Annotated in this window: 26 protein-coding genes and 1 pseudogene; 13 read left to right on the top strand and 14 right to left on the bottom strand. The window is 61.6% G+C overall.

Features of this window, described 5'->3' with window-relative positions; translation table 11 throughout:
• Positions 1-33: 33 nt before the first annotated feature.
• From LJE98_RS01285 to LJE98_RS01265, 5 genes are all read left to right on the top strand, one after another.
• On the top strand, positions 34-1,467 hold the full coding sequence (locus LJE98_RS01285) for an FAD-linked oxidase C-terminal domain-containing protein (RefSeq protein WP_229572915.1): 1,434 nt from the start codon (positions 34-36) through the stop codon (positions 1,465-1,467).
• Between the two features lie 8 nt (positions 1,468-1,475).
• Positions 1,476-2,669, top strand: a complete 1,194-nt coding sequence (glcE, locus tag LJE98_RS01280; RefSeq protein ID WP_229573869.1) for a glycolate oxidase subunit GlcE — start codon at positions 1,476-1,478, stop codon at positions 2,667-2,669.
• 12 nt (positions 2,670-2,681) lie between these two features.
• A complete protein-coding gene (locus tag LJE98_RS01275) occupies positions 2,682-3,056 on the top strand; it encodes a DUF4870 family protein (RefSeq protein ID WP_229572914.1) in 375 nt (124 codons plus the stop codon).
• 49 nt (positions 3,057-3,105) lie between these two features.
• Positions 3,106-4,419, top strand: coding sequence for a glycolate oxidase subunit GlcF (gene glcF / locus LJE98_RS01270; RefSeq protein WP_229572913.1), 1,314 nt, complete (start codon positions 3,106-3,108; stop codon positions 4,417-4,419).
• 63 nt (positions 4,420-4,482) lie between these two features.
• Complete coding sequence (locus LJE98_RS01265; RefSeq protein WP_229572912.1) at positions 4,483-4,950, top strand: hypothetical protein; 468 nt, start codon at positions 4,483-4,485, stop codon at positions 4,948-4,950.
• Between the two features lie 3 nt (positions 4,951-4,953).
• Here LJE98_RS01265 and LJE98_RS01260 read toward each other — a convergent pair whose 3' ends face one another.
• The 3 genes from LJE98_RS01260 to LJE98_RS01250 all read right to left on the bottom strand — a co-directional run bounded on the left by LJE98_RS01260 (position 4,954) and on the right by LJE98_RS01250 (position 7,349).
• Entirely contained in the window at positions 4,954-5,616 is a 663-nt protein-coding gene (locus LJE98_RS01260; RefSeq protein WP_229572911.1) for an outer membrane protein, read from the bottom strand.
• A gap of 152 nt (positions 5,617-5,768) precedes the next feature.
• Complete coding sequence (locus LJE98_RS01255) at positions 5,769-6,455, bottom strand: L,D-transpeptidase (RefSeq protein WP_370660311.1); 687 nt, start codon at positions 6,453-6,455, stop codon at positions 5,769-5,771.
• Positions 6,456-6,545: 90 nt separating this feature from the next.
• On the bottom strand, positions 6,546-7,349 hold the full coding sequence (locus tag LJE98_RS01250) for a L,D-transpeptidase (RefSeq protein WP_229572910.1): 804 nt from the start codon (positions 7,347-7,349) through the stop codon (positions 6,546-6,548).
• Positions 7,350-7,559: 210 nt separating this feature from the next.
• Here LJE98_RS01250 and LJE98_RS01245 point away from each other — a divergent pair, with 210 nt between their 5' ends.
• On the top strand, positions 7,560-8,189 hold the full coding sequence (locus tag LJE98_RS01245) for a DNA-3-methyladenine glycosylase I (protein ID WP_229573867.1): 630 nt from the start codon (positions 7,560-7,562) through the stop codon (positions 8,187-8,189).
• Positions 8,190-8,192: 3 nt separating this feature from the next.
• Here LJE98_RS01245 and LJE98_RS01240 read toward each other — a convergent pair whose 3' ends face one another.
• The 6 genes and pseudogenes from LJE98_RS01240 to LJE98_RS01215 all read right to left on the bottom strand — a co-directional run bounded on the left by LJE98_RS01240 (position 8,193) and on the right by LJE98_RS01215 (position 11,537).
• Positions 8,193-8,858: a DNA-3-methyladenine glycosylase I gene (locus LJE98_RS01240; protein ID WP_229572909.1), complete on the bottom strand. Its 666-nt coding sequence runs from the start codon at positions 8,856-8,858 to the stop codon at positions 8,193-8,195.
• Between the two features lie 8 nt (positions 8,859-8,866).
• Positions 8,867-9,574 (bottom strand): HAD family hydrolase, encoded by a 708-nt coding sequence (locus LJE98_RS01235; protein WP_229572908.1) that lies wholly within the window; start codon positions 9,572-9,574, stop codon positions 8,867-8,869.
• A gap of 99 nt (positions 9,575-9,673) precedes the next feature.
• Positions 9,674-10,057, bottom strand: a complete 384-nt coding sequence (locus LJE98_RS01230) for a DUF305 domain-containing protein (RefSeq protein WP_229572907.1) — start codon at positions 10,055-10,057, stop codon at positions 9,674-9,676.
• A gap of 63 nt (positions 10,058-10,120) precedes the next feature.
• Entirely contained in the window at positions 10,121-10,513 is a 393-nt protein-coding gene (locus LJE98_RS01225) for a hypothetical protein (RefSeq protein WP_229572906.1), read from the bottom strand.
• A gap of 52 nt (positions 10,514-10,565) precedes the next feature.
• The gene (locus tag LJE98_RS01220) at positions 10,566-11,312 is read right to left on the bottom strand and encodes a hypothetical protein (protein WP_229572905.1); all 747 of its coding nucleotides are present in this window, start codon (positions 11,310-11,312) and stop codon (positions 10,566-10,568) included.
• Positions 11,313-11,315: 3 nt separating this feature from the next.
• A pseudogene (locus LJE98_RS01215) lies at positions 11,316-11,537 on the bottom strand (type II toxin-antitoxin system RelE family toxin).
• 176 nt (positions 11,538-11,713) lie between these two features.
• Here LJE98_RS01215 and hisS point away from each other — a divergent pair.
• The 5 genes from hisS to LJE98_RS01190 all read left to right on the top strand — a co-directional run bounded on the left by hisS (position 11,714) and on the right by LJE98_RS01190 (position 16,555).
• On the top strand, positions 11,714-13,285 hold the full coding sequence (gene hisS, locus LJE98_RS01210; protein ID WP_229572904.1) for a histidine--tRNA ligase: 1,572 nt from the start codon (positions 11,714-11,716) through the stop codon (positions 13,283-13,285).
• A 1-nt stretch (position 13,286) separates the two neighbouring features.
• Positions 13,287-14,408, top strand: a complete 1,122-nt coding sequence (locus LJE98_RS01205; RefSeq protein WP_229572903.1) for an ATP phosphoribosyltransferase regulatory subunit — start codon at positions 13,287-13,289, stop codon at positions 14,406-14,408.
• Positions 14,405-15,100 carry an ATP phosphoribosyltransferase gene (gene hisG, locus LJE98_RS01200; protein WP_229572902.1) on the top strand — a complete coding sequence of 232 codons (696 nt, stop codon included), beginning with the start codon at positions 14,405-14,407 and terminating at the stop codon, positions 15,098-15,100. Before LJE98_RS01205 ends, hisG begins: the two co-directional genes overlap by 4 nt.
• A 7-nt stretch (positions 15,101-15,107) precedes the next feature.
• Positions 15,108-15,707: a class I SAM-dependent DNA methyltransferase gene (locus tag LJE98_RS01195; RefSeq protein WP_229572901.1), complete on the top strand. Its 600-nt coding sequence runs from the start codon at positions 15,108-15,110 to the stop codon at positions 15,705-15,707.
• Between the two features lie 200 nt (positions 15,708-15,907).
• On the top strand, positions 15,908-16,555 hold the full coding sequence (locus LJE98_RS01190; protein ID WP_229572900.1) for a phytochelatin synthase family protein: 648 nt from the start codon (positions 15,908-15,910) through the stop codon (positions 16,553-16,555).
• Between the two features lie 132 nt (positions 16,556-16,687).
• Here the strand turns inward: LJE98_RS01190 and LJE98_RS01185 are convergent, their stop codons facing one another.
• Positions 16,688-17,134, bottom strand: a complete 447-nt coding sequence (locus tag LJE98_RS01185; protein WP_229572899.1) for a DoxX family protein — start codon at positions 17,132-17,134, stop codon at positions 16,688-16,690.
• Positions 17,135-17,344: 210 nt separating this feature from the next.
• Positions 17,345-17,785 carry a hypothetical protein gene (locus tag LJE98_RS01180; RefSeq protein WP_229572898.1) on the bottom strand — a complete coding sequence of 147 codons (441 nt, stop codon included), beginning with the start codon at positions 17,783-17,785 and terminating at the stop codon, positions 17,345-17,347.
• A 770-nt stretch (positions 17,786-18,555) separates the two neighbouring features.
• On the opposite strand from LJE98_RS01180, the gene LJE98_RS01175 reads away from it, so the two are divergent.
• The gene (locus tag LJE98_RS01175; protein WP_420710095.1) at positions 18,556-19,461 is read left to right on the top strand and encodes a lytic transglycosylase domain-containing protein; all 906 of its coding nucleotides are present in this window, start codon (positions 18,556-18,558) and stop codon (positions 19,459-19,461) included.
• Positions 19,462-19,671: 210 nt separating this feature from the next.
• On the opposite strand, the gene groL is transcribed toward LJE98_RS01175, so the two are convergent.
• From groL to LJE98_RS01160, 3 genes are all read right to left on the bottom strand, one after another.
• Positions 19,672-21,315, bottom strand: a complete 1,644-nt coding sequence (gene groL / locus LJE98_RS01170; RefSeq protein WP_229572896.1) for a chaperonin GroEL — start codon at positions 21,313-21,315, stop codon at positions 19,672-19,674.
• A gap of 68 nt (positions 21,316-21,383) precedes the next feature.
• Positions 21,384-21,680, bottom strand: a complete 297-nt coding sequence (groES, locus tag LJE98_RS01165) for a co-chaperone GroES (protein ID WP_076392581.1) — start codon at positions 21,678-21,680, stop codon at positions 21,384-21,386.
• Positions 21,681-21,861: 181 nt separating this feature from the next.
• The gene (locus LJE98_RS01160; RefSeq protein ID WP_229572895.1) at positions 21,862-22,221 is read right to left on the bottom strand and encodes a hypothetical protein; all 360 of its coding nucleotides are present in this window, start codon (positions 22,219-22,221) and stop codon (positions 21,862-21,864) included.
• Positions 22,222-22,327: 106 nt separating this feature from the next.
• Between LJE98_RS01160 and soxR the strand changes: the two genes are divergently transcribed.
• Positions 22,328-22,804, top strand: a complete 477-nt coding sequence (soxR, locus tag LJE98_RS01155; RefSeq protein ID WP_229573866.1) for a redox-sensitive transcriptional activator SoxR — start codon at positions 22,328-22,330, stop codon at positions 22,802-22,804.
• Positions 22,805-22,895: the final 91 nt, after the last annotated feature.

Below are 22,895 nucleotides of genomic sequence, written 5' to 3'. Positions count from 1 at the left end.
CCGCTAGGATCAGGACAAAGAGGGGAGAATGTCATGACCGAGGCCATCGCCTTTTTGCCGCCGCGGCAAGCGGTGCTGTTGCGCCGCGCCGAAATCCTCGACGATCTCAAGGAACTGGTGCCCGCAGGCCGTCTCGTCGAGGAGCGAAATGCCCTCGTGCCCTTCGAAACGGACGGCTTCATCGCCTACCGTCGCCGCCCGCTCGCGGTCGTCCTGCCCGAAACGACAGCCCAGGTGGCTGCCGTGATGAAATACTGCCATCGCTACGGCATCCCCGTCGTGCCCCGCGGCGCCGGCACCTCGCTCTCGGGCGGTGCGATCCCGCAGGAAGATGCCGTCGTCCTTGGCCTCTCCGCCATGACCCGCATCATCGAGGTCGACTACGCCAACCGCTGCGCCACGGTCCAGGCCGGCGTCACCAACCTCGCGATATCCGATGCCGTCGGTGCCGACGGCTATTTCTACGCCCCAGATCCGAGCTCGCAGCTCGCCTGCACCATCGGCGGCAACATCGCCATGAATTCCGGCGGTGCCCACTGTCTGAAATACGGTGTCACCACCAACAACCTGCTCGGCGTGAAGATGGTCCTCGTCGACGGCACGGTGGTCGATCTCGGCGGCAAGCATCTGGACGCCGAGGGTTATGATCTGCTCGGCCTTGTCTGTGGCTCCGAGGGCCAGCTCGGCATTGTCACCGAAGCCACCGTTCGCCTGCTCGCCAAGCCAGAAGGCGCACGCCCCGTGCTCTTCGGTTTCGACAGTGCGGAGGAAGCTGGCTCCTGTGTTGCCGATGTCATCGGCGCCGGCATCATTCCGGTTGCCATCGAGTTCATGGACAAGCCGGCGATCGAGATCTGCGAGGCCTTCGCCAAGGCCGGATATCCACTCGATGTCGAGGCCCTGCTGATCGTCGAGGTCGAGGGGTCCGAGGCCGAGATGGACGCCATGCTCGCTGCCATCGTCGAGATCGCCAAGCGCCATGGCGTGAAGATCGTGCGCGAAAGCCAGTCCGCCAATGAGGCGGCCCTCATCTGGAAAGGCCGCAAATCTGCCTTCGGCGCCACCGGCCGCATCGCCGACTATATCTGCATGGATGGCACCGTACCGCTCAGCCAGCTCGCCTACGTGCTGCGCAAGACCTCCGAGATCATCGATCGCTACGGACTGCGCGTCGCCAACGTCTTCCACGCCGGAGACGGCAACATGCACCCGCTGATCCTCTACAATATCAACGACCCGGAAGACGCGGCCAAGGCTGAAGCGGCCGGCATGGAAATCCTCAAACTCTGTGTCGACGCCGGCGGCTGTCTCACCGGCGAACACGGCGTCGGCATCGAAAAGCGCGACCTCATGCTGCACCAGTTTACCCAGGTCGATCTCGATCAGCAGATGGCCGTGCGCTCCGCCTTCGATGCGGACTGGATCCTCAACCCGTCCAAGGTCTTTCCGCTGGAGGGCAGGGGATGACGCCAAGCATGCTCACCCCCTCGACCGAAACCGAAGCCGCTGAACTGATCCGCGACCACGCCTCCCGCAAGACCCCGCTCCAAATCCTTGGCGGGGGCACGCGCTCGGGCTTCGGCAATGCCGTCTCCGCAGAAGCGGTACTGTCTTCGGCAGCCATCACCGGCATCGTCGAATACAACCCCGCTGAAATGGTCATGACCGCCCGCGCAGGAACCCCCATTGCCGAGATCGAAGCGGCCCTTGCCGAAAACGGGCAGGGCATGGCCTTCGAACCCATGGATTACCGCGGCGCCATGGGGACGTCGGGCACGCCGACCATCGGAGGCGTCTTCGCGGTCAACAGCTCCGGCCCGCGCCGCTTCACCGCAGGCGCTGCCCGCGACCATCTCCTGGGGGTCCGTTTCGTCAACGGCACCGGCGATGTGGTAAAGGCCGGCGGCAAGGTGATGAAGAACGTCACCGGCCTCGATCTCGTCAAGCTGCTCGCCGGGTCTTACGGTACAATGGGTTTCCTCACCCAGGTCACCTTCAAGGTTCTGCCGGTGCCCAAGACGGCTGCGACCATGGTGATCTCCGGGCTGGAGGATGAAAACGCGATGAAGGCGCTTGCCGCTGCCCTCTCGCTCTCCGTCGAGGTGTCCGGCGCTGCCCATCTGCCGGAAAGCGTGCGGGGTCGCTTTATCGGCGGCAAGCTCCCTGAAGGGGCGGCGTCTGTCATGCGCCTCGAAGGACTGGAGGCCTCCGTCGCGGTCCGTGCCGAAAAGCTGATGTCTGCCATGGCTGGCTTCGGCCCGATCAACCGCCTCGACGCTGACGATACGAAAGCGCTCTGGACCGAAATCCGCGATGTCACGCCCTATGGCGATGGCACGGCCCGGCCGCTCTGGCGCGTGTCCATGCCTCCGTCGGAGGCGTGGAAACTGGTGGCGGGCCTCAGGCTCCGCGCCGGCATCGATGCCTATTACGACTGGCAGGGCGGCCTCGTCTGGATGCGCATGGAGGCCGACCACGAGGCAGATGTGCTGCGCCATGGCATCCGCAGCCTCGGCGGCGGTCATGCCACGCTCGTCCGGGCCGCCCCTGAAATCCGGGCCGAAGTCCCGACCTTCGAGCCATTGTCTCCTGCCGTCGCCTTGCTTTCGGGCCGGGTCAGGGCAAAACTCGACCCACACGGGATCTTCAATCCCGGTCTGATGGCATGAAGGAGTTTTGTCATGACTGATCCGAATTACCAGCCACCCTCTGGCGGCGAAGGCTGGTTTTCCCCTGGCCGCCTGAATGTCCAGATGGTCTATGTTCTCTATCTCGTCAGCCTTGTTGTCGGCATCACCGGCATTGTCGGCCTGATCATGGCCTATGTGAACCGCGGCAAGAGCACGGCCTGGATCGATACGCACTACACCTATGCCATCAGGACCTTCTGGATCGGCCTGCTATATGCCCTGGTCTCCGCCCTGCTGATGGTGGCCATGGTCGGAATGCTCCTGATCTTTGCCACGGCAATCTGGTTCGTCGTCCGCTGCGTCATCGGTCTGCAGAAGGCCTCGGCCGGCGAACCCATCGCCCGTCCCACCAGCTGGTGGATCTGAATTCAAGTCACGGGAGCGGCCATGCCGGCCGCTCCGGGGGAGAAAAAGCGTGCAGACCAATTTCACCGCCGAGCAGCTCGCCGACCCCCATGTGGCGGAAGCCGAGAGCATCCTGCGCAAATGCGTGCATTGCGGCTTCTGCACCGCCACCTGTCCCACCTATGTGACGCTCGGCAACGAGCTCGACAGCCCGCGCGGCCGCATCTACCTGATCAAGGACATGCTGGAAAACGGGCGGCCCGCAGACGAGCAGATCGTAACCCATATCGACCGCTGTCTCTCGTGCCTCGCCTGCACGACGACCTGTCCCTCCGGCGTCGACTACATGCATCTGGTTGATCACGCCCGCACCCATATCGAAAAGACCTATCGCCGCCCGCTGATGAACCGGCTGACCCGGAACATGCTGGCCATGGTGCTGCCTTATCCCGGCCGCTTCCGGTTGGCCCTGAAGCTTGCGGCCCTCGGACGCCCGTTTGCCGGCCTCTTCGACAAGGTGGGACCGCTGAAGCCGATGGCCGCCATGCTCAGGCTTGCGCCGTCGACCGTCGCGCCACCCTCCGACTTCGCAAGGCCCGCGACCCACGCTCCCTTGGCAACCCGCCGTGGCCGTGTCGCGATCCTCACCGGCTGTGCCCAGCCCGTCCTGGATCCCGGCATCAACGAAGCGGCGATCTCGCTTCTCACCCGTCTTGGTGTCGAGGTCGTCGTGCCGCAGGGGGAGGGGTGCTGCGGTGCGCTTGTCCATCACATGGGTCGCGAAGAGCAGGCGCTGGAAAGCGCACGCCGCAACGTCGACGTCTGGACGCAAGCGATTGAAGACGGCGGCCTCGACGCGATCATCGTCACGACCTCGGGCTGCGGCACGACGATCAAGGACTACGGCCACATGCTGCGCCTCGACCCCGTTTATGCCGAAAAGGCCGCGCGCATCTCGTCTCTTGCAAAGGATGTGACGGAATATCTGTCCACCCTCGACCTGCCGATCGTAGAAGCGAAGGGCATGACCGTCGCCTATCATTCCGCCTGCTCCCTGCAGCACGGCCAGAAGGTGACCATGCCTCCGAAGCTGCTGCTGAAGGCCGCGGGCTTTACCGTGAAGGACCCGCCGGAAGGCCACCTCTGCTGCGGCTCTGCCGGAACCTACAACATCATGCAGCCGGAGATCTCGGCAAGGCTGAAGGCTCGCAAGGTCAGGAACATCGAGAAGACCAGGCCGGATGTCATCGCTGCCGGAAACATCGGCTGCATGACCCAGATCGGCTCTGCCACCGGCATTCCGGTCGTGCACACGGTCGAGCTGTTGAACTGGGCCTATGGTGGCCCGCGCCCGAAAAGTATCGAGCGACATGAGATCGGCTGAGCGAATTGTTAAGCGGTTTCTTCTAGTGTGAGCTTCAGGATGGTACATCCTGGAAGGCCGATCATGTGCACTAAATCCTTGCTTGCCGCGTTGCTGTTTCTCTGTCCCATGGCTCTGTCCGCCGAAGCGGCAGAGCGCATTTATTGCGCCGCTTCCGATCCGGTGGTCGATCTGTCGCTGGAAAGCGGTTTCAGCAGCAAGGACCAGGAAAAACTGGTGCATTTCCGCGGCATGGCCGGGGTGAAGGACCAGTCCGCCCCCACAGGCTTCCGCCGTTTCCAGATCAGCTCGGACATGCTGCGTCAGTACTGGATCGATGATCGCGACCTGCGTTTCAGCATTCATGCCTTCGCGCCGCAAAGGGAACCTCTCTACCGGGTGACCATGTCGATGATCACCGACCGAAGCTCCGCGACGCGCTTCAAGGGAAGCTACGACCTGAAGGTCGAGAAGCTGAAAATGGGCAGCACCGTCGGTGCCGAGACGATCATCGCCCATGAAGGCGTCATCTTCTGCGATATCAAGCGCTGAAGCTCAGAACCGGTAGCTGACGCCGACATTCACGGCATTGGTCAGGATATTCGTCTTCAGCGACGCGCCCGAATCGATATCGACGTCGACCCAGGAATAATTCCCCTTGTACTCGACGAAGCCCGACCAGCGCTCGTTGAAGTCATAGGCGACACCGGCCTGCGCCTGCACTGTCGCCCCACCCAGCTGGTATTTAAAAGTCCTGCCCGAACCGCGCGTCACCTCGACATGCGGCACGTTGATGCCGGCGCCGGCACCGATATAGGGCACGAACTTCGTCCCCTCGATCGGCATGCGATAGAGCGCGTTCAGCGTCAGCAGATTGATCCCGTCGGAAAATTCGAAATGCGACCAGCCGGAGGTACTCAGCGTCTCGCTGTCGGCATAGACCTTGGCATGGGTGAAATCGACGGAAAGGCCGAGATTCGGTTTGCCCAGACCGGTCATCCACCAGGTTCCACGCAGGCCGTAATAGGGCGGCATTTCAAACGACTTGCCTTCCCAGCCGGCACGGAAGTCGGGGCCATCAGACACCTCGATATCGCTGTGCGGTGCCGTCTGGAAGCCGCCATAGACGGAGACACCCATTTCAGCGGCCGCCGGCATTGTGGCGAGCGTGGTGAGGCACGCACCGGCAAGGGCGAGCGCAAGCGAACGATGGATCATGAACGGGTCCCCGAGAAACGATGTATGGCAGCCCTGGGGCCACGAGCCCCGACCTGTGCGGAGACTGCACCGTCGAGACAACAATATCATGACACCAGAACGGCCGCGCTTCGCAGCGCGGCCGTCGGTGCAATCCCTTGATGCGGCCGTTTTCAGCCGCCGAAGATGGTGCGCAGAATATCCACGCCCTTGTCGTCGAAGGAAACATCGCCCTGGCGATTGCCCGGGCCGATCACGATCACCTTGGAGCCGATGCCGGCGCGGTCGTAGAGATGTTCGACATCCTTGTTCATCATGCGGATGCAGCCCGACGACATGTTGAGACCGATGGTCCAGGGCTGGTTGGTGCCGTGGATGCGGAAAATCGTATCGCGGCCGCCCTTGTAGAGATACATGGCGCGCGCGCCGAGCGGATTGTCCGGCCCGCCTTCCTGCACCACTGGCAGGATATGACCCTTTGCGGCTTCGCGGCGACGCATTTCTGCCGGCGGGCGCCACGACGGCCATTCCGCCTTGCGACCGATCTTCACCACGCCCGACCAGCCGAAGCCTTCGCGACCGACGCCCACGCCGTAACGGGTCGCGCGGTTCTTGCCCTCGACATAGTAGAGAAACTTGTTGTTCGTATCGATGATGATCGTGCCCGGCTTTTCGTCCGTCGTCAGACGCACGACCTTGCGCTTGAACTTCTCCGGCACTTCCTTGCGCTGCTGCGCGACGAGCGTCACGTCACTGGCAGTCCGGATACGGTCGAGGCTGATGGCGGATGCTGGTAGCGGCATGGCAAAGGTCACCGCCAGCATGGCGGCGGTGACGCTCTTCGAGATGGTTTTGAGCATATTCTATCCCCTGAATTTGCAGGGTTGAAGCCTAGCTTCTTCCTTTTGCAACGCAAGGGTTAATCCAGACTTTGTGATCGGATCAGTGTCTCAGATCACAATGACCCGGGTGCCGACCTTCACGCGCCCGTAGAGATCGGTGACATCCTCATTGCGCATGCGGATGCAGCCGGAGGACACGCCGCTGCCGATCGACCACGGCGCATTCGTCCCATGGATGCGATAAAGCGTCGATCCGAGGTAGAGCGCACGGGCGCCAAGCGGGTTTTCAGGGCCGCCCGGCATGTGCGCGGGCAGGACGTGGCCCTTCGCTGCCTCGCGGGCGATCATTTCCTGCGGCGGACGCCAGTCCGGCCATTCGCGCTTGGCGGTCACCTTGTGCGTGCCGGCCCATTCGAAGCCCGGTTTGCCGACGCCGACACCATAACGCTTGGCCATGCCGTCGGCCATGACGAGATAGAGGAAGCGCTCGCGCGTATCGATGACGATCGTGCCGGGTTTGTGCTTGGTCTGGTATTCCACCATCTGTGGCAGGAACTGCGGATCGATCTGGGTTCGCACCGGCTTGTCCGGCCGCATCGCGACCTGCTGCGCTGACGGCTGCTGCTGCGGGAAGAGCACGCGCCGCTGCTGGACGAGACGGCGTTGCTGTTGCACCGGCTGTGGCTGGTGAAGCACCCGCTGACGGCCAGCCGGAACGACCTGACGCTGGCGCTGCGGCGTTGTGTATGCGCGCGTCTGGGCAGGCACGCCACCCAATTGCAACACCCACGACGCCTGCAGGTCCGGGCTCACCATCACCGGCGGTCGGGTTTGGTAGCGATCATTCGCATGAGCGGGCAGGGCAAGCGGCAGGCAGGCCAGAACGGCCAGGAACAGGGAAGTCTTCGACATCGGACAACTCGCAACTTGGGACCGGATGCAGCGGCACGGAATGCCGCCAACTCGCTTTGAGCCTGCCAGAGCCCACCCCGCCATTTGGTAAAGAGCCGTTCATGAAAATGCGATCGAGGCCGCAAACCTTTCGGAAGGGTTAGCATCCGGTTTGGAAAAATCGTGAACAAATGGTAAACGCGTCTCCGCATGGGGGAGAATCGCATGGACATGATCGCCGAAGGCCTGATCCGAGAAGACGACGGTCTCGACCGCTGCTTCTGGTACGGCGGTCTGGAGGACTACCGCCGCTATCACGACGAGGAATGGGGCAAGCCGGTCACCGACGATGTCAGGCTCTTCGAGAAGATCTGCCTCGAAGGTTTCCAGTCCGGCCTCTCCTGGCTGACGATCCTGAGAAAGCGGGAGAATTTCCGCGCCGCCTTCGCCGGCTTCGATTTCCACGCGGTTGCCCGTTTCGGCGACGACGACATCGCCCGCTGCCTGGCCGATGCCGGCATCATCCGTCATCGCGGCAAGATAGTCTCGACCATCAACAATGCCCGCCGCGCGATCGACCTGCAGGCCGAGTTCGGCTCGCTTTCGCGCTACTTCTGGAGTTACGAACCCGACGCTTCCGAGCGCCCGCAGCGCATGGACTATGCGACGCTGAAGGCCAATCCAACTTCGCCCACCTCGATCCGCCTGTCGAAGGACCTGAAGAAGCGCGGCTGGACCTTTGTCGGCCCGACCACGGTCTATGCCTTCATGCAGGCCATGGGTCTGGTCAACGACCACATCGAGGGCTGCTGCTGCCGTGCCCGCAACGAAGAGCTGAGAGCACAGCTCGTCCGCCCCTGAACCTCAGTCGATGCTGACCGCGAGGATGCGGCTGATCTCCGTGAGGGACCGGCCGGACTGCGCCCGCCAGGTGTTGAACGCCGCCTGCACGGCAGCCTTGTCCTTCGCCGAAGTCGGCGCCTTGCTCACAATGCCTTCGGCAATCAGCCGGTTCACCACGCTCTGCGACAGGATGAAGCTGTCGATGCCGGCAAAGCGCAGGAAATATTGACCGGTATTGCCACCGAGCCGCGAGCCTTTTTTCTGCAGAAGATCGAGCAGGCCCACATAATTCTCTGTCGGCCAGCCGGCAAAGAAGGCGCCCGCCGAACCATGCTCCCGAGCAATTCCGGAAAGAAACACGGCATTCTCCTGCACCGCCCGGATCTTCGGACCGTGCCGCACAATGCGTGTATCCGAGACGAGGCGCGCAAACTCCTCGTCATGCAGCATGGCGCAGTGCCCGATGTCGAAGCCGTCGAAGGCCGCCTCGAAACCCGGCCACATCGCCTCGACGACCTTCCAGTTGAAGCCGGACTGGAAGATGCATCTGGTCATCAGGGAGAGGAAGCGATCATCCGGCATGGCCGCGATCTCGGGCTGCGGTTTTGGATGCTGCAGGCTTTCAAGCACCCCGGCCTCACCTTTGCGGGCGACGGCGAGCGCATGGATCTCATCGAAGGAGTGCATCGCGGACCTCACTGCTGCAGGTTGGCGATCAGAGCGGAAACATGGCCGAGATCCGGGATCTCGCGGAAACGCGGCGCCTCCTCGGGCTTCTCGACATGTTCGAGCACCCAGGTCAGCTCATGCGGCACGAAGACGCCCCAGGCACCCGCCGCGATCGCTGGCACGACATCCGACTTCAACGAATTGCCGATCATCATCGACCGCTCCGGTCCTTCGCCATGTTTGCCGAAGATCCGTCGATAGGTGGTGGCCGTCTTGTCGGAGACGATCTCGACCGCGTCGAAATAGTCGCCAAGCCCGGATTGGGCGAGCTTGCGCTCCTGGTCGAACAGGTCACCCTTGGTGATCAGCACGAGGAAATACTTCCCCGACAGCGCCTCCAGGGCATCGCGGGCATGTGGCAGGCATTCGACGGGGTGGCTGAGCAAGTCGCGGCCGATGGCGAGGATCTCGCTGATGACGGACGAAGGGGCCCGGCCCTCGGTGATATCAAGCGCCGTCTCGATCATCGACAGCGTGAAGCCTTTGATGCCGAAACCGTAATGGGCGAGGTTCCGCTTTTCCGCTTCCAGCAGGCGTTCGGAGACATGCTCGCCTTCGGCAAACTCGGAGAGCAGGCTGCGGAAATGGCTTTCCGTCAGCTTGTAATACTGCTCGTTCTGCCAGAGCGTGTCGTCGGCATCGAAGCCGATCACGGAGACAGGGCGATTGGACATGACGCCTCCTTATCGATCAAGGAGGGTGAGACTAGCCCCTCTCTTCGGCAAAGCAATGGCGCCCGAAGACGCCATTGCCGTTTGCAGATCTGGCAGCTTTTACTGGCCGTTCCTGGCGAGCCAGGCCTTCATCATGGCGATCTCGCCTTCCTGGGCGGCAATCACGCCTTCCGCAAGCTTGCGGATCTCGGGATCCTTGCCGTGTTCGAGCACGATTTTCGCCATGTCGATCGCGCCCTGATGGTGCGGGATCATACCGCGGACAAAATCGACATCGGCATTGCCGGTGAGCGGCGCGGCCATGTCCCGGTGCATTTTGGCACTGGCCTCTGCGAAAGCCTTGGAGGATGCATTGTCCTCCATCATGCCATGGTCCATCGAGGACATGCCATGGCCCTGATGCATGCTGTTGTCCTGGGCGAAGACGGCAGGGGTGAATAGCGCGGTCGCAATCGACGCCGCGATGAGAAGCTTGCTGAGCATTGAAATTTCCTGTGGTGATCGGTGATTGGGAAGTTCACGGCCCATCGGGCCGCCGTCATCCGGTCAGCTGCGGGGAGGGGGTGTCAGAGGAGCGGCCGTCTGCGACACAAGCCTCGGGGAGAGCGTGGCTGCTTCGGCCGCGCGCGCGGGCTTGCCGCTGTCGGACAGCGATAGGGCGACGGGCAACATGGGGCATGCCGCGCAATGCCAGATCATCTTCGTCGACGTTGAGTGGGACGCGCTGCCATGATCGATATCGGCGACTGTCATCTCTGTCGCGGAATGCGGACAATCGAGGTCCGCTACAGCCTTCGTGAGGGAAGCCGGCACCGCAGCTTCGCCCGCCGTATCCGTCGCATGCACCATGGGCATAGCCATGGCCGCCATGCCGGTGGTCGGCATGGCACCGTAAGCGAGCGCTGCAAGGAACAGCAGGATGCGGGCGAGCGATTTCATGGCGTGAAGATGATGCTCGATCTGGACGAAAGCAAGACCGGATTGTGGCCGGTCACTTCGCGATGACGTGATGCAGAATCCGGTATTCGCGGCTTTCCTCCCCAAAGGGGATCACCGGCCAATCCCACTCGCCAAGCCCGGGCCCAAGATCGACCCCGTGCATCAGATCGACGGTCTCGTGGCGGGCTCCGCTGCGGTCCACCACGGTATAGCTGATGTCCGTGACAAGGCAGGTTGCAGCCGGAACCTGCGCCAGCCCCTCCATATGGGCTGAGATCACTTGAGGCACGATGGCATTGCTTGCCGGATGCCCCTCAAGTCGCCGCGTTGCGCCGATGCCGATTTGCGAGAGCAGGTTGGCCGAGACGACGAGATCCAGATAGGGCACCTGCCGCAGGAAGGAGAGCGGTTCGAGAGTCTGGCCGGCAAGGGCTGCATCGAGCCCGGAGAGATCCCGCTCGATCAGCCGGACGTTCTTCAATCCCTTCATGACGATCCAACAGCGCACACTGGCCAGATGCACGAGATCGACCAGCACGACCGTATCGAACAGCTGCGCAAGCTCGACCACCGGCACGTCGCGCAGCAGCCCCGAACCGAGCACCACCACCGTGCGCTGTTGCCGGCAAGCTTGAGCCCTCGCCAGTATGGCCGCCTTTGTCCGTGTCTCATGTTCGGCCCAATCCTTTGCGCAGCGATTGGCGCGCGCCCAGAGATTGACGGAGGACCGAATGAAGGGACGATGGGCAGCCGATGTCAGCGGCCAGCTTGCGGCATAGTTCAAAGCTTCGAGGATCATGTTTTACCGATAGACGGAGATGCGATGGCCGGTCTCGACCACGAGTACGACGAGTTTTTGGTCCTGGATATCGCAGATGATGCGGTAGTCGCCGACCCGGTCGCGCTAGTAAGCGCCCAGCAGATTCCCTTGAAGTGGTTCTCCGAGGCTTCTGGGGTTGTCGTGTCTGGCAAGACGCTCTTCCAGAAACGTCACAATGCGCTCGGCATCTTTCTTCCGGCATATCGATCGTGACGCGCTTGTTCATCGGTCCAACCTCTGGTTTCGCGGGCGAATATACCACCGAACACACCCGTTTTCCAGCATCCGCCCTCAGCACTACCCGCCTTCGCCCTTGCCGCCAAATCCTTGATCCTCTAAGACACCGGCACCTTTTTGAAACGAAAATTCCGGTTGTCATCATGAGCGATAAGAACAAGAAGCCCCAGAAGCTGAAGGCCCGCCTGCCGCGCGGCTTCGTCGATCGCGAGGCTGCCGATATCCGCGCCGCCAACCAGATGATGGAGACCATCCGCGAGGTCTATGAGCGCTACGGCTTCGACCCGATCGAGACCCCGCTCTTCGAATACACCGATGCACTCGGCAAGTTCCTGCCTGATAGCGATCGCCCGAACGAAGGCGTCTTCTCGCTGCAGGACGATGACGAGCAGTGGATGTCGCTGCGCTACGACCTGACCGCCCCCATGGCCCGTCATGTCGCGGAGAATTTCCAGGAAATCCAGCTGCCCTTCCGCACCTATCGCGCCGGCTACGTCTTCCGCAACGAAAAGCCCGGTCCGGGCCGCTTTCGCCAGTTCATGCAGTTCGATGCCGACACCGTCGGCGCGCCGGGCGTCCAGGCAGATGCCGAAATGTGCATGATGATGGCCGACACGCTGGAAGCGCTGGGCATCAAGCGCGGGGATTATGTGATCCGGGTCAACAACCGCAAGGTTCTCGACGGTGTGATGGAGGCCATCGGCCTGGGTGGCGAGGAGAATGCGGGACGCCGCCTGACCGTGCTGCGCGCCATCGACAAGTTCGACAAGTTCGGCATTGAAGGCGTGTGTCTGCTGCTTGGGGAAGGTCGCAAGGATGAGTCAGGCGACTTTACTAAGGGTGCCGGGCTTAAACAAACGCACATAGACTTCATCGCAAATTTGTTTTTGAAGACGAATGACGATGCATCGACCCGACAGAAGCAATCAACCGAAGCCATCCGGCAGCACATGATGCTGCCATTCCAAGGTCTCCTCGGCGGAGAGAAGCAAAACGAGACATACTTGAACGGTGTCGACGAGCTACTTGCTCTCGGAACTCTGGTTGCGGCTGCCGGTTATGGACCTGATCGCATTCTCATCGATCCCTCCGTCGTTCGCGGTCTCGAATATTACACTGGTATGGTCTACGAAGCCGAACTCACCTTCGACGTCACCAATGAAAAGGGCGAGAAGGTCGTCTTCGGCTCGGTCGGCGGTGGCGGGCGTTATGACGGCCTCGTCTCGCGCTTCATGGGCCAGCCGGTCCCGGCCACGGGCTTCTCGATCGGCGTCTCGCGCCTGATGACGGCGCTGAAGAACCTCGGCAAGCTCGGCCAGGACGACGTGCTTGGCCCTGTCCTCGTCACCGTCATGGATGGTGATGTCGAGAGCATGGGCCGCTACCAGCGCTTTACGCAGGCTCTGCGGGCCGAAGGCATCCGTGCCGAAATGTACCAGGGCAACTGGAAGAAATTCGGCAACCAGCTGAAATATGCCGACCGCCGTGGCGCCCCGATCGCCATCATTCAGGGCGGTGACGAGCGCGCTGAGGGCATGGTGCAGATCAAGGACCTGATCGAGGGAAAGCGTCTGTCCGGCGAAATCACCGACAATGCCGAATGGCGCGAGGCCCGCGTCGCCCAGGAAGTCGTGGCCGAGGCGGACCTAGTGGCCAAGGTCAAGGAAATCCTGGCTGCCCAGGCGGAAGATCGCCGTCGGGCGAAGGGCGGCTGAAATGCCCCTGACCGATATGCCGGATTTCGCCGGCACCATCCTGCAGGAATTCTCATCACGGGGCACCACCCGTGTTGACACGCCGGTAATCCAGCCAGCGGCTCCGTTCCTCGACATGGCGGGCGAAGACTTGCGCCGGCGCATCTTCCTGACCGAAAACGAGCGCGGCGAAGGCCTTTGCCTGCGGCCGGAATTCACCATCCCCGTCTGCCTGCGCCATATCGAAACGGCGACCGGCACGCCGAAGCGCTATGCCTATCTCGGCGAGGTCTTCCGTCAGCGCCGCGAAGGCCCGCAGGAATTCTACCAGGCCGGCATCGAGGATCTGGGCGACATCGCAACCGCGGCAGCCGACGCCCGCGCGATTGCCGATAGCGTATCCATCCTCACGCGCCTTCTGCCGACCAGACCGCTCGCCGTCACTCTCGGCGATCAGTCGGTCTTTGAAGCCGTGGTCAAGGCACTCGGCCTGCCTGCCGGCTGGCAGAAACGCCTGATCCAGGCCTTCGGCAATCCGGCACAGATCGAACAACTCCTGCGGACGCTCGCCACGCCGACGCCGGTTCCAGGGCTTGATCCCGCGGTTTCGGCGCTTCTGGTGAAGGGTGACCATGATGCGCTCATCGCCCATATCGATGCGACCATGCAGGAAACCGGCTATCTCACCAATGCCAGCCGCACGCCGGCCGAGATCGCCCGCCGCCTGAAGGAGAAGCTCGAGCTGTCCGAAACAAGGCTCGACGGCGCGGCCCTGCTTTTGCTGCGCGAATTCCTCTCGCTGGAGTTGCCGCTCGCCGATGCTTCGGCCGCACTCGCCGGCTTTGCCGATGCCGCAGGCCTGAAGCTCGGGTCGGCACTTGGCCGCTTCGACGAACGCGTCGCAGCCCTTGCCAGCACCGGCGTCGACCTCGACCTGATCACCTACCGTGCCGCCTTCGGTCGGCCGCTGGATTACTACACCGGTCTCGTCTTCGAGGTGGTCGTTGAAGGCAAGCCGGCCGTGCTCGCCGGGGGCGGCCGCTTCGACCGGCTGCTCACCCTGCTTGGCGCGGAAAGCCATATCCCGGCCGTCGGCTTCTCGCTGTGGCTGGATCGAATTGACTCCGAAAGGAGCGCGACATGACCATCACCATCGGTCTGCCCTCCAAGGGCCGCATGAAGGACGATGCCTCCGCCATCTTTGAAAAGGCCGGCATGAAGATCATCGCTGTCGGCAATGACCGCTCCTATCGCGGCCGCGTCGAAGGTTTCGACGATGTCGAGGTTGCCTATCTCTCGGCCTCCGAGATCTCGCGCGAGATCGGCAATGGCACGGTCGATTTCGGCGTCACCGGCGAAGACCTGATCCGCGAAGGCCTGGCGGAAGCCGATACCCGCGTCGAGATCTCAGCCCGCCTCGGCTTCGGCCATGCCGATGTCATCGTGGCCGTGCCCGAGATCTGGTACGATGTCGACACCATGGCCGATCTCGGCGATGTCGCCGCCGAATTCCGCACCCGTCATGGGCGCCGTCTGGCCATCGCCACCAAATACTGGCGTCTGACGCAACAGCATTTCTCGGGCAGTCACGGCATCCAGCTCTACCGCATCGTCGAAAGCCTAGGGGCGACCGAAGGCGCTCCTGCCGCTGGCCAGGCCGACATCATCGTCGACATCACCTCGACCGGTTCGACGCTGCGCGCCAATCACCTGAAGGTGTTGTCGGACGGCGTGATCCTGCGCTCCGAGGCCTGCCTTGTGCGCGCACGAAAGCCGGAGCACGCGGGCAATCCCATGATCGGCCGCATCATCGAGGCGGTGCGCGGCGCACTCTGAGGGCCCCATGTCACACGCGAATGCGATTCCCGGATTGTATGCGCGGCACGCAGAAGCCTTTGATCGCATACGGGGCAAGAATGGCTTCGAGCGTCCCTGGCTGGATCGGCTTGTCGCGCCATTGCCTGAACATGCTCATGTGCTCGACATTGGATGCGGTTCCGGCGAGCCGATTGCGGCGGATCTGATTGGCCGGGGCTTTTTCGTCACCGGGCTCGACGTTTCCGAGCCTCTCATACGTCTGTGTCGGGAGAGATTCCCCGGACACGACTGGCATGTCGGCGATATGCGGGATCTGTCTCTGGGGCGGACCTTCGAGGCGATCGTCGCCTGGCACAGCTTCTTCCACCTCACACCCGAGGCGCAGCGGACCATGTTCCCGCGATTTGCGTCTCATGCAGCGAGAGGCGGCGTGCTGATGTTCACATCAGGGCCGTCTGCCGGTGTGGCCATCGGCGAATTCGAAGGGGAGCCGCTCTACCATGCGAGCCTCGACCCTGCGGAGTATCGGTTCCTTCTGGCGGAAAGTGGCTTCGTCATTTTGCAGCACGTGGTCGAAGATCCCGCATGCGGTGGTGCCACCGTCTGGCTGGCGCAAAAGACGTAATTCGGAAAGACACGACAGGGCCCTCGGAGCGATCCGGCGGCCTTTTGTTTCCTCCTGCCGTTGTGCATACTGTCTTGACGACAAGAGGGGACATACCTGTGACAATTCTAAGAACTGTTGTTGCATCTTTTTCGATATCACTGTTTTCAGCCTCGGTTTGGGCCGATGAGGCACCCAAACCAAAACTCGGTCCCGATGCCGTGCCGATCACATCGGATCACGCATATATCTCCAAGGCCGAAGCACCCGACTACTGGGCCATCTCGCCCTACTATATCCACCAGCAAACCTCTTCCGCCTGCTCGCTCGCGTCGGTTACGGTTGCAGTCAACACGCTGCGCGGACTGCCCGGGCGGTCAGAAGACACGCTCGTAACTCAGAACAACCTGCTGGAGGCCACCAAGGACGAGCGCTGGGCCGCTCAGGCCGCCGAAGATGGCGACGGCGTGACCTTTGTCGACTTGATCGAAGACACGACACAAAGCCTGAAGGCTTTCGACATCAAAGCAGACGTCAGATCGGCACAACCGGGCAAAGACCAGGCGGCAACGCTTGAAGCCTTTCGGGCAATGCTTCTCGAGAATGAAGTCTCGGCCAAAGACATGGTCTTGATCTATTTCAACCAGGGCGTCGTCACCGGCGACTGGGATGGACCGCATGTGTCGCCGATCGGCGCCTATGATGCTTCGACCGATCGGGTCCTGATCATGGATGTCGACCGCGAATGGTATGTTCCGTACTGGACAAAGACCGAAACCCTGTTCAAGGCCCTGCAACGACCCGCTCCGGCGGATCAAGGCGTGCTTGCCGGCGAGACAGGCGGGTGGGTGCATATCATCAGGCAATGAGCCGGAAGAGGCGCCGAAGGCAGGGACACCCAGTTTCTGAGGATGCGCCCCGCTCCAGCGCCTCGCCGACACAGATACGAAAAACCCGCCGGATCGCTCCGGCGGGTTTTTTTGCCTTGTAGGGCAGGGATATCAGGCGATAGCGGCAGTCGAACCGCGGCGGGCGTCGAGCGAGTAGGCCCCAGCGCCAACGATGGCGAGCGCGATGTAACCGCCGGCCAGCGTGATGTTCTTCATCATCATGATCTGGTTCAGCGTGTTGATCCAACCGAGCGCGCCTTCCGGCCAGCCTTCGATGGCAACGGTGCCGGTGTGGAAGACGAGGCCGGTGAACACGCAGAACAGTGCGATGGTCCAGGCGGTGATCTTGGTCTGGAAGCCGACGAGGATGAAGAGGCCGGCGACGAGTTCATAGAGGCCGGCGGCATAGGCGAGCAGGTCGGCGGCCGGGAGGCCGGCGCCCGAGATCATGCCGGCAGTGCCAGCGGGATCGGCAAGCTTGCCGAAGCCGGACATGATGAACATGAAGGAGAGAAGAATACGGACGAGAACGAGAAGTGCATTATTGGTGGACGACATCGAAAGGCTCCATTTGGCGTTGATGCCTGAAACCCCTCTGATCGGGTGGTTTCAGTTCGTGGAGCCTAGATGCCTGCTTTTTTGTCGCAGGCATAGATGAACAATTTTTGACTGATTGTTCACAAAAACGGAACAAACGGGACCTTGGGCATGTGTTCAGGAACCCGCGTGAACCAGTCACGGGCCGCTGGAAGCTGGCTTGCCGGAATATCAGGCAGGCGTGACGGAGGCTGTCGTCGGCAACTGGAAACGCGGGAAAATGAAGAGCCCGACCATGTTGCCACCGGCGTTGTCGAAACCGGAGGACTCGCCGATGCAGAAGACCGGCTGGCGGTGCTGCGACGCGGCGACGATGGTGGTCGAGTAGCAGAAGCGCGACGGCTGCGTGGCGGCCTGTTCGAACAGTCTGAGAATATGTCCGCGATCTGCCGGATCATAGCTGCGCATGACCGTCAGCAGTCCGCATTCATGATTGTTGAGACCGTGTAGGGCACGCGCGTTCTCCCCCAGCTTCAGGAGGCCGTTCGTCAGGTCACCCGTCCAGTCTTCCGACAGGCCGAAGCGGCACGCATGCTGCCCCAGCACGCCGTCTCCTTCCTGCTCGCTCATCATGAAGGTGTTCGCAAGATCAGCATTCGCGATTTTGAACAAGGCGATCCCCAAGTCGATAGCCAGAACTGGCCCCAATTATCCAGCCCGGGAACTTGCTCCCGGAAGCCGACCCCTGTCCGGCCGAAACCGAAACCGCTGGCGAGCGGATGCCCGTTCACCAGGTTCTTCAAGCGGCCCGCCGGAACCGCAGACACCGCGCTCCCGTCATCCGGGAATTCACGATGTGAGTGCTTGAGACCTTTCAGTGATCCGACCGGTCTTCAGACGTAGAACACCGCCGCGAGTTGCCCCATCGCCACGATGTATGCATGCCGGAGCGCAAGCTAAACCGGAATTTCAACCGTCTCCCACAAGAAAGCTGAAAAGGAAAAATCTTGCATGCACCGGAATTAACGGTTTGGATACCATGATTTATTCAGCATGAAAACGGCCCATGTCCCAAATTGGTGCAGGAACCGTCTCAATTCTGGGAACCTTGATATTGGAATAATATGATTTTCAGTGTGTTGGTAGATGTGTGTCTGTCGACGCGACGCACCACCAGTCCGGCGCCACGCAACTTTTGGTGTCATTCCGACCGCTGTCAATTGGTCCGTTGACGGGTGTGGCCTGGCCATCCTGGGGCATGCCGGAGCTTCATACGAAAAAGGGCAATTCGAGCGCGGCCCCCCAGTCGAAGACTGAACCGGATGGTCCAGATGAAACACCGACAAGGCAAACGCATTGCGCTGGTGGGGAACGCGAATAGAATCGGATCCCTGTTTCGGTTGTCGGGAGTGGTCTGGATGGATGCAACGCGGCGGGTCTTCATGCTGGCAGCTGGCGTTTTCGCGACCGCGGTTGCCTGCGGCACCCTTGCCGCCCATGCCGAGCCGTCGAATTCAGCAGACGAGCCGGCATGCCTCTATGCAGGTACCTATGGCTCGTCGTCTCTCTGCATCAGGCGTGACAGTTTCAACGCCGATCTCTGCCGTGTGATCGGCCATTTTTCTCAAGTGCATGACGTGCCACCTGCGTTTTTCGCTCGACTGATCTGGCGGGAAAGCCTCTTCCGCCCTGAGGCGGTCAGTCGGAAGGGGGCGGAAGGAATCGCCCAGTTCATGCCCGGCACAGCGCGCATGCGTGGGATTGCCAACAGTTTCGACGTGCTTGAGGCACTCGATGCGTCCGCCGGCTATCTCGTGGAGCTGAGGACTCGCTTCGGAAATTTCGGCTTCGCTGCCGCAGCCTACAACGCCGGCGAAAATGGGTTTTCACGTTTCCTGTCCACCGAGCGCCTGCCCATCGAAACCCGGGATTACGTCTTTGCCATCACCGGCGCGACGGTCGAGATGTGGCGCGATCAGCCGCCGGAAATCGCAGCGCCGACATTGGACGAAACCTTGAGCTTTCAGGACGCTTGCGTGGCTCTCGCGGACAAGCGCCGGATGAAGGAGCCCGTTTTTTCAGGCTCTGCAGATTGGGCGCCATGGGGCGTGCAATTGGCCGCGCATTTCCGCCCAGCCATCGTCAACCAGCTGTTCACACGCGCCCTCAGCCGCCTGCCGGCGCCACTCAACGCCGAGCGCGCCCTCATCGTGCGCCAGCGCGGCGGCAATTTTGGCTACAGACCCCGCTATGCCGCAAGGATCGGCCGCGAAACCCGCCAGGAGGCGAACAAGCTCTGCGCCGAGATCAGGGCCGCGGGCGTGCCTTGTACGGTGCTCAAGAACTAGGATCACAGCCCAGGTTCCCGGCCGAGACGATGCACAATAGAAAAAGGGCGACCCGAGGGCCGCCCTTCTGAAAGACTGAACCGGATGGTCCAGATGATAGACCCTGAGGCCTTACATCATGTCCATGCCGCCTGTTCAGCGCGCTTGACGCGCTAAACCACTTTGAGTGATGGGCGGCTTTTTTGAACCTGATGATAAGACCCTGAGGTCTTACATCATGTCCATGCCGCCCATGCCGCCCATGCCGCCAGGCATGCCGCCGCCAGCAGATTCCTTCTTCGGAAGTTCGGCGATCATGGCTTCGGTGGTGATCAGCAGCGAAGCAACCGAAGCTGCGTTCTGCAGGGCGGTGCGAACGACCTTGACCGGGTCGACGATACCCATGGCGATCATGTCGCCATATTCCGACGTCTGGGCGTTGTAGCCGAAGTTGTCGGTGTCGCCGTCGAGGATCTTGCCAACAACGATGGAAGCTTCGTCACCGGCATTGGTAGCAATCTGGCGAACCAGCGACTGCAGGGCCTTGCGCACGATGTTGATGCCGGCTTCCTGGTCGTCGTTTGCACCCTTGACGGTGATCTTCGTCGAGGAGCGCAGGAGAGCGGTACCGCCGCCGGGGACGATGCCTTCCTGAACGGCAGCGCGCGTTGCGTTCAGCGCGTCGTCGATGCGGTCCTTGCGTTCCTTGACTTCGATTTCCGTCGAGCCACCAACGCGGATCACGGCAACGCCGCCAGCGAGCTTGGCAAGACGTTCCTGCAGCTTTTCGCGGTCGTAGTCAGAAGTGGTTTCTTCGATCTGAGCCTTGATCTGGGAAACGCGACCTTCGATGTCCGACTTCTGGCCGGCACCGTCGACGATCGTGGTGGTTTCCTTGGTGATCGAGATCTTCTTGGCGCGGCCGAGCATTTCGAGCGTAACCGACTCGAGCTTGATGCCGAGGTCTTCCGAGATGACAGTGCCGCCCGACAGGATGGCGATGTCTTCCAGCATGGCCTTGCGGCGATCGCCGAAGCCCGGAGCCTTGACGGCAGCGATCTTCAGGCCGCCACGCAGCTTGTTGACGACGAGCGTAGCAAGAGCTTCGCCTTCGACGTCTTCAGCGATGATGACGAGCGGCTTGCCGGTCTGAACGACGGCTTCGAGAACCGGCAGCATGGCCTGGAGGTTCGAGAGCTTCTTTTCGTGCAGAAGGATGTAGGCGTCGTCGAGATCGGCGACCATCTTTTCCGGGTTCGTCACGAAGTAGGGCGACAGGTAGCCGCGGTCGAACTGCATGCCTTCGACGACTTCGAGTTCGGTTTCAGCGGTCTTGGCTTCTTCGACGGTGATAACGCCTTCGTTGCCGACCTTCTGCATGGCTTCCGCGATGTCGCGGCCAACCTGCATGTCGCCATTTGCCGAGATCGTGCCGACCTGTGCGACTTCTTCCGAAGTCGAGATCTTCTTGGCCTTGGCCTGGAGGTCCTTGACGACTTCTGCGACGGCCAGATCGATACCGCGCTTCAGGTCCATCGGATTCATGCCGGCTGCAACAGCCTTGTTGCCTTCGCGAACGATGGCCTGGGCAAGAACGGTTGCGGTCGTGGTGCCGTCACCGGCGATGTCGTTGGTCTTCGAAGCAACTTCGCGGACCATCTGGGCGCCCATGTTCTCGAACTTGTCTTCCAGTTCGATTTCCTTGGCGACCGATACGCCGTCCTTGGTGATGCGCGGCGCGCCGAAGGACTTGTCGATGATGACGTTGCGACCCTTCGGGCCGAGCGTTACCTTCACGGCGTCAGCGAGGATGTCGACGCCATGCAGCATCTTTTCGCGCGCGGTGCGGCCAAACTTGATTTCTTTAGCAGCCATTGTCAAAACTCCCGGGCATCTAGCCCATTGGTGAATTGTTAAAGAGGAAGACGGGTATCAGGCTAAGATCAGCCGATGACGCCCATGATGTCGGCTTCCTTCATGATCAGCAGGTCTTCGCCGTCGAGCTTGACCTCGGTGCCGGACCACTTGCCGAACAGGACGCGGTCGCCGACCTTGACGTCGAGAGCGATCTGCTTGCCGCTTTCGTCGCGGGCGCCAGGGCCAACAGCGACGATTTCGCCTTCAGCAGGCTTTTCCTTGGCAGTGTCAGGAATGATGATGCCGCCCTTGGTCTTTGCTTCGGACTCGACGCGCTTGACTACAACGCGGTCGTGCAGCGGACGGAAAGTTGTGCTTGCCATTGTCTAATCCCTCGATCAAATGACATTCGCGGACCGCAGAGAGGGTCCGCATCGATACTGTTAGCACTCGCTCTTGGTGAGTGCCAGCGAGGCTGAGATAAGAACAGCATGCGGATGAGTCAAGCCGGGTGTGCAAAAATCCGGTGCCTATCGTAAACGGCACCGGATGGGTTGTTTACCTTCAGAGAACCATGGTCTCGAAGGTGGCGAACTCGGCTTCTATCCCATATTGAACGAGAAATGCGGCAGGATCGAAGTCGTTCGCGGCATAAATTGCCGCCATCTCCTGTTTGGCCGCCAGAAGTGCATCGCGGCTTTCCCACTCGGCAATGGTGATTACGAAAACCTGGCCATCGCGTTCGGATGCGGCGACGCGGCTCATTTTGCAGTGCGCATGTCTCTGCAGATGCCCGTCGATAAAGGCCAGACGTTCTGCGAAATCCGGCCAATGGGCAAGCGGGCAGGTGAACCGGTCGATCCGAAGAACGGTCGACCGATCCGCATTGCGGAGTTCCAGTGGCGAAGGGAAAGGGGTGGTCATGATGCGCTCCGTATCTGTGTGAGAACTTGCAGTTTGATCGGGACGCAGGCATGGATAGGACCTCAACCTTCATTGAGGTCAAGGAATAAGTGTCGTGGCAGATCAAATGGCAGTTCAGAAGTCTGGAGCACCGGTTCTGCTCAGTGTTGGCGAGGTGGCACGCCGCGCCGGCGTCGCTGTCTCGGCGCTGCATTATTACGAGCGTGAAGGGCTGATCCATTCGCTGCGCAGTGGCGGAAACCAGCGACGGTTTCCGCGCGGCGTGCTCCGCCGTGTCGCTGTCATCAAGGTTGCCCAGTCGCTCGGCCTGTCGCTCGCCGAAATCTCGACCGCCTTCTCGACCCTGCCGGATGATCGGCCGCCCTCGGTCCATGACTGGCGCCGGCTTTCGCAAATCTGGCGTGCCGACCTGGATCGCCGGATCATGCAGCTTCAAGGGCTGCGTGACAGGCTCGATGGCTGCATCGGCTGCGGATGCCTGTCCATGGAGGATTGTCCCTTGCGCAATGGCGGCGACCACATGGGCAAGTCCGGCGCGGGGGCGAGGCTTCTGGCCGATGGCGCAACTGACAAAGGCGTTTGACAGGCCAATATGAATTTGACAGGTTTGAACCGTGGAGTGCGCGAAAGCTCCATGAGGCGCCATGCCGGAATTTCGCATCCGTCATTCTCAA

Origin of the sequence: Rhizobium sp. 'Codium 1', assembly GCF_020889605.1 — a bacterium.
Lineage (GTDB): Bacteria > Pseudomonadota > Alphaproteobacteria > Rhizobiales > Rhizobiaceae > Allorhizobium > Allorhizobium algae.
The sequence above is the reverse complement of the archived record's forward strand: the minus strand, read 5'-3'. Positions and strand labels throughout refer to the sequence as shown.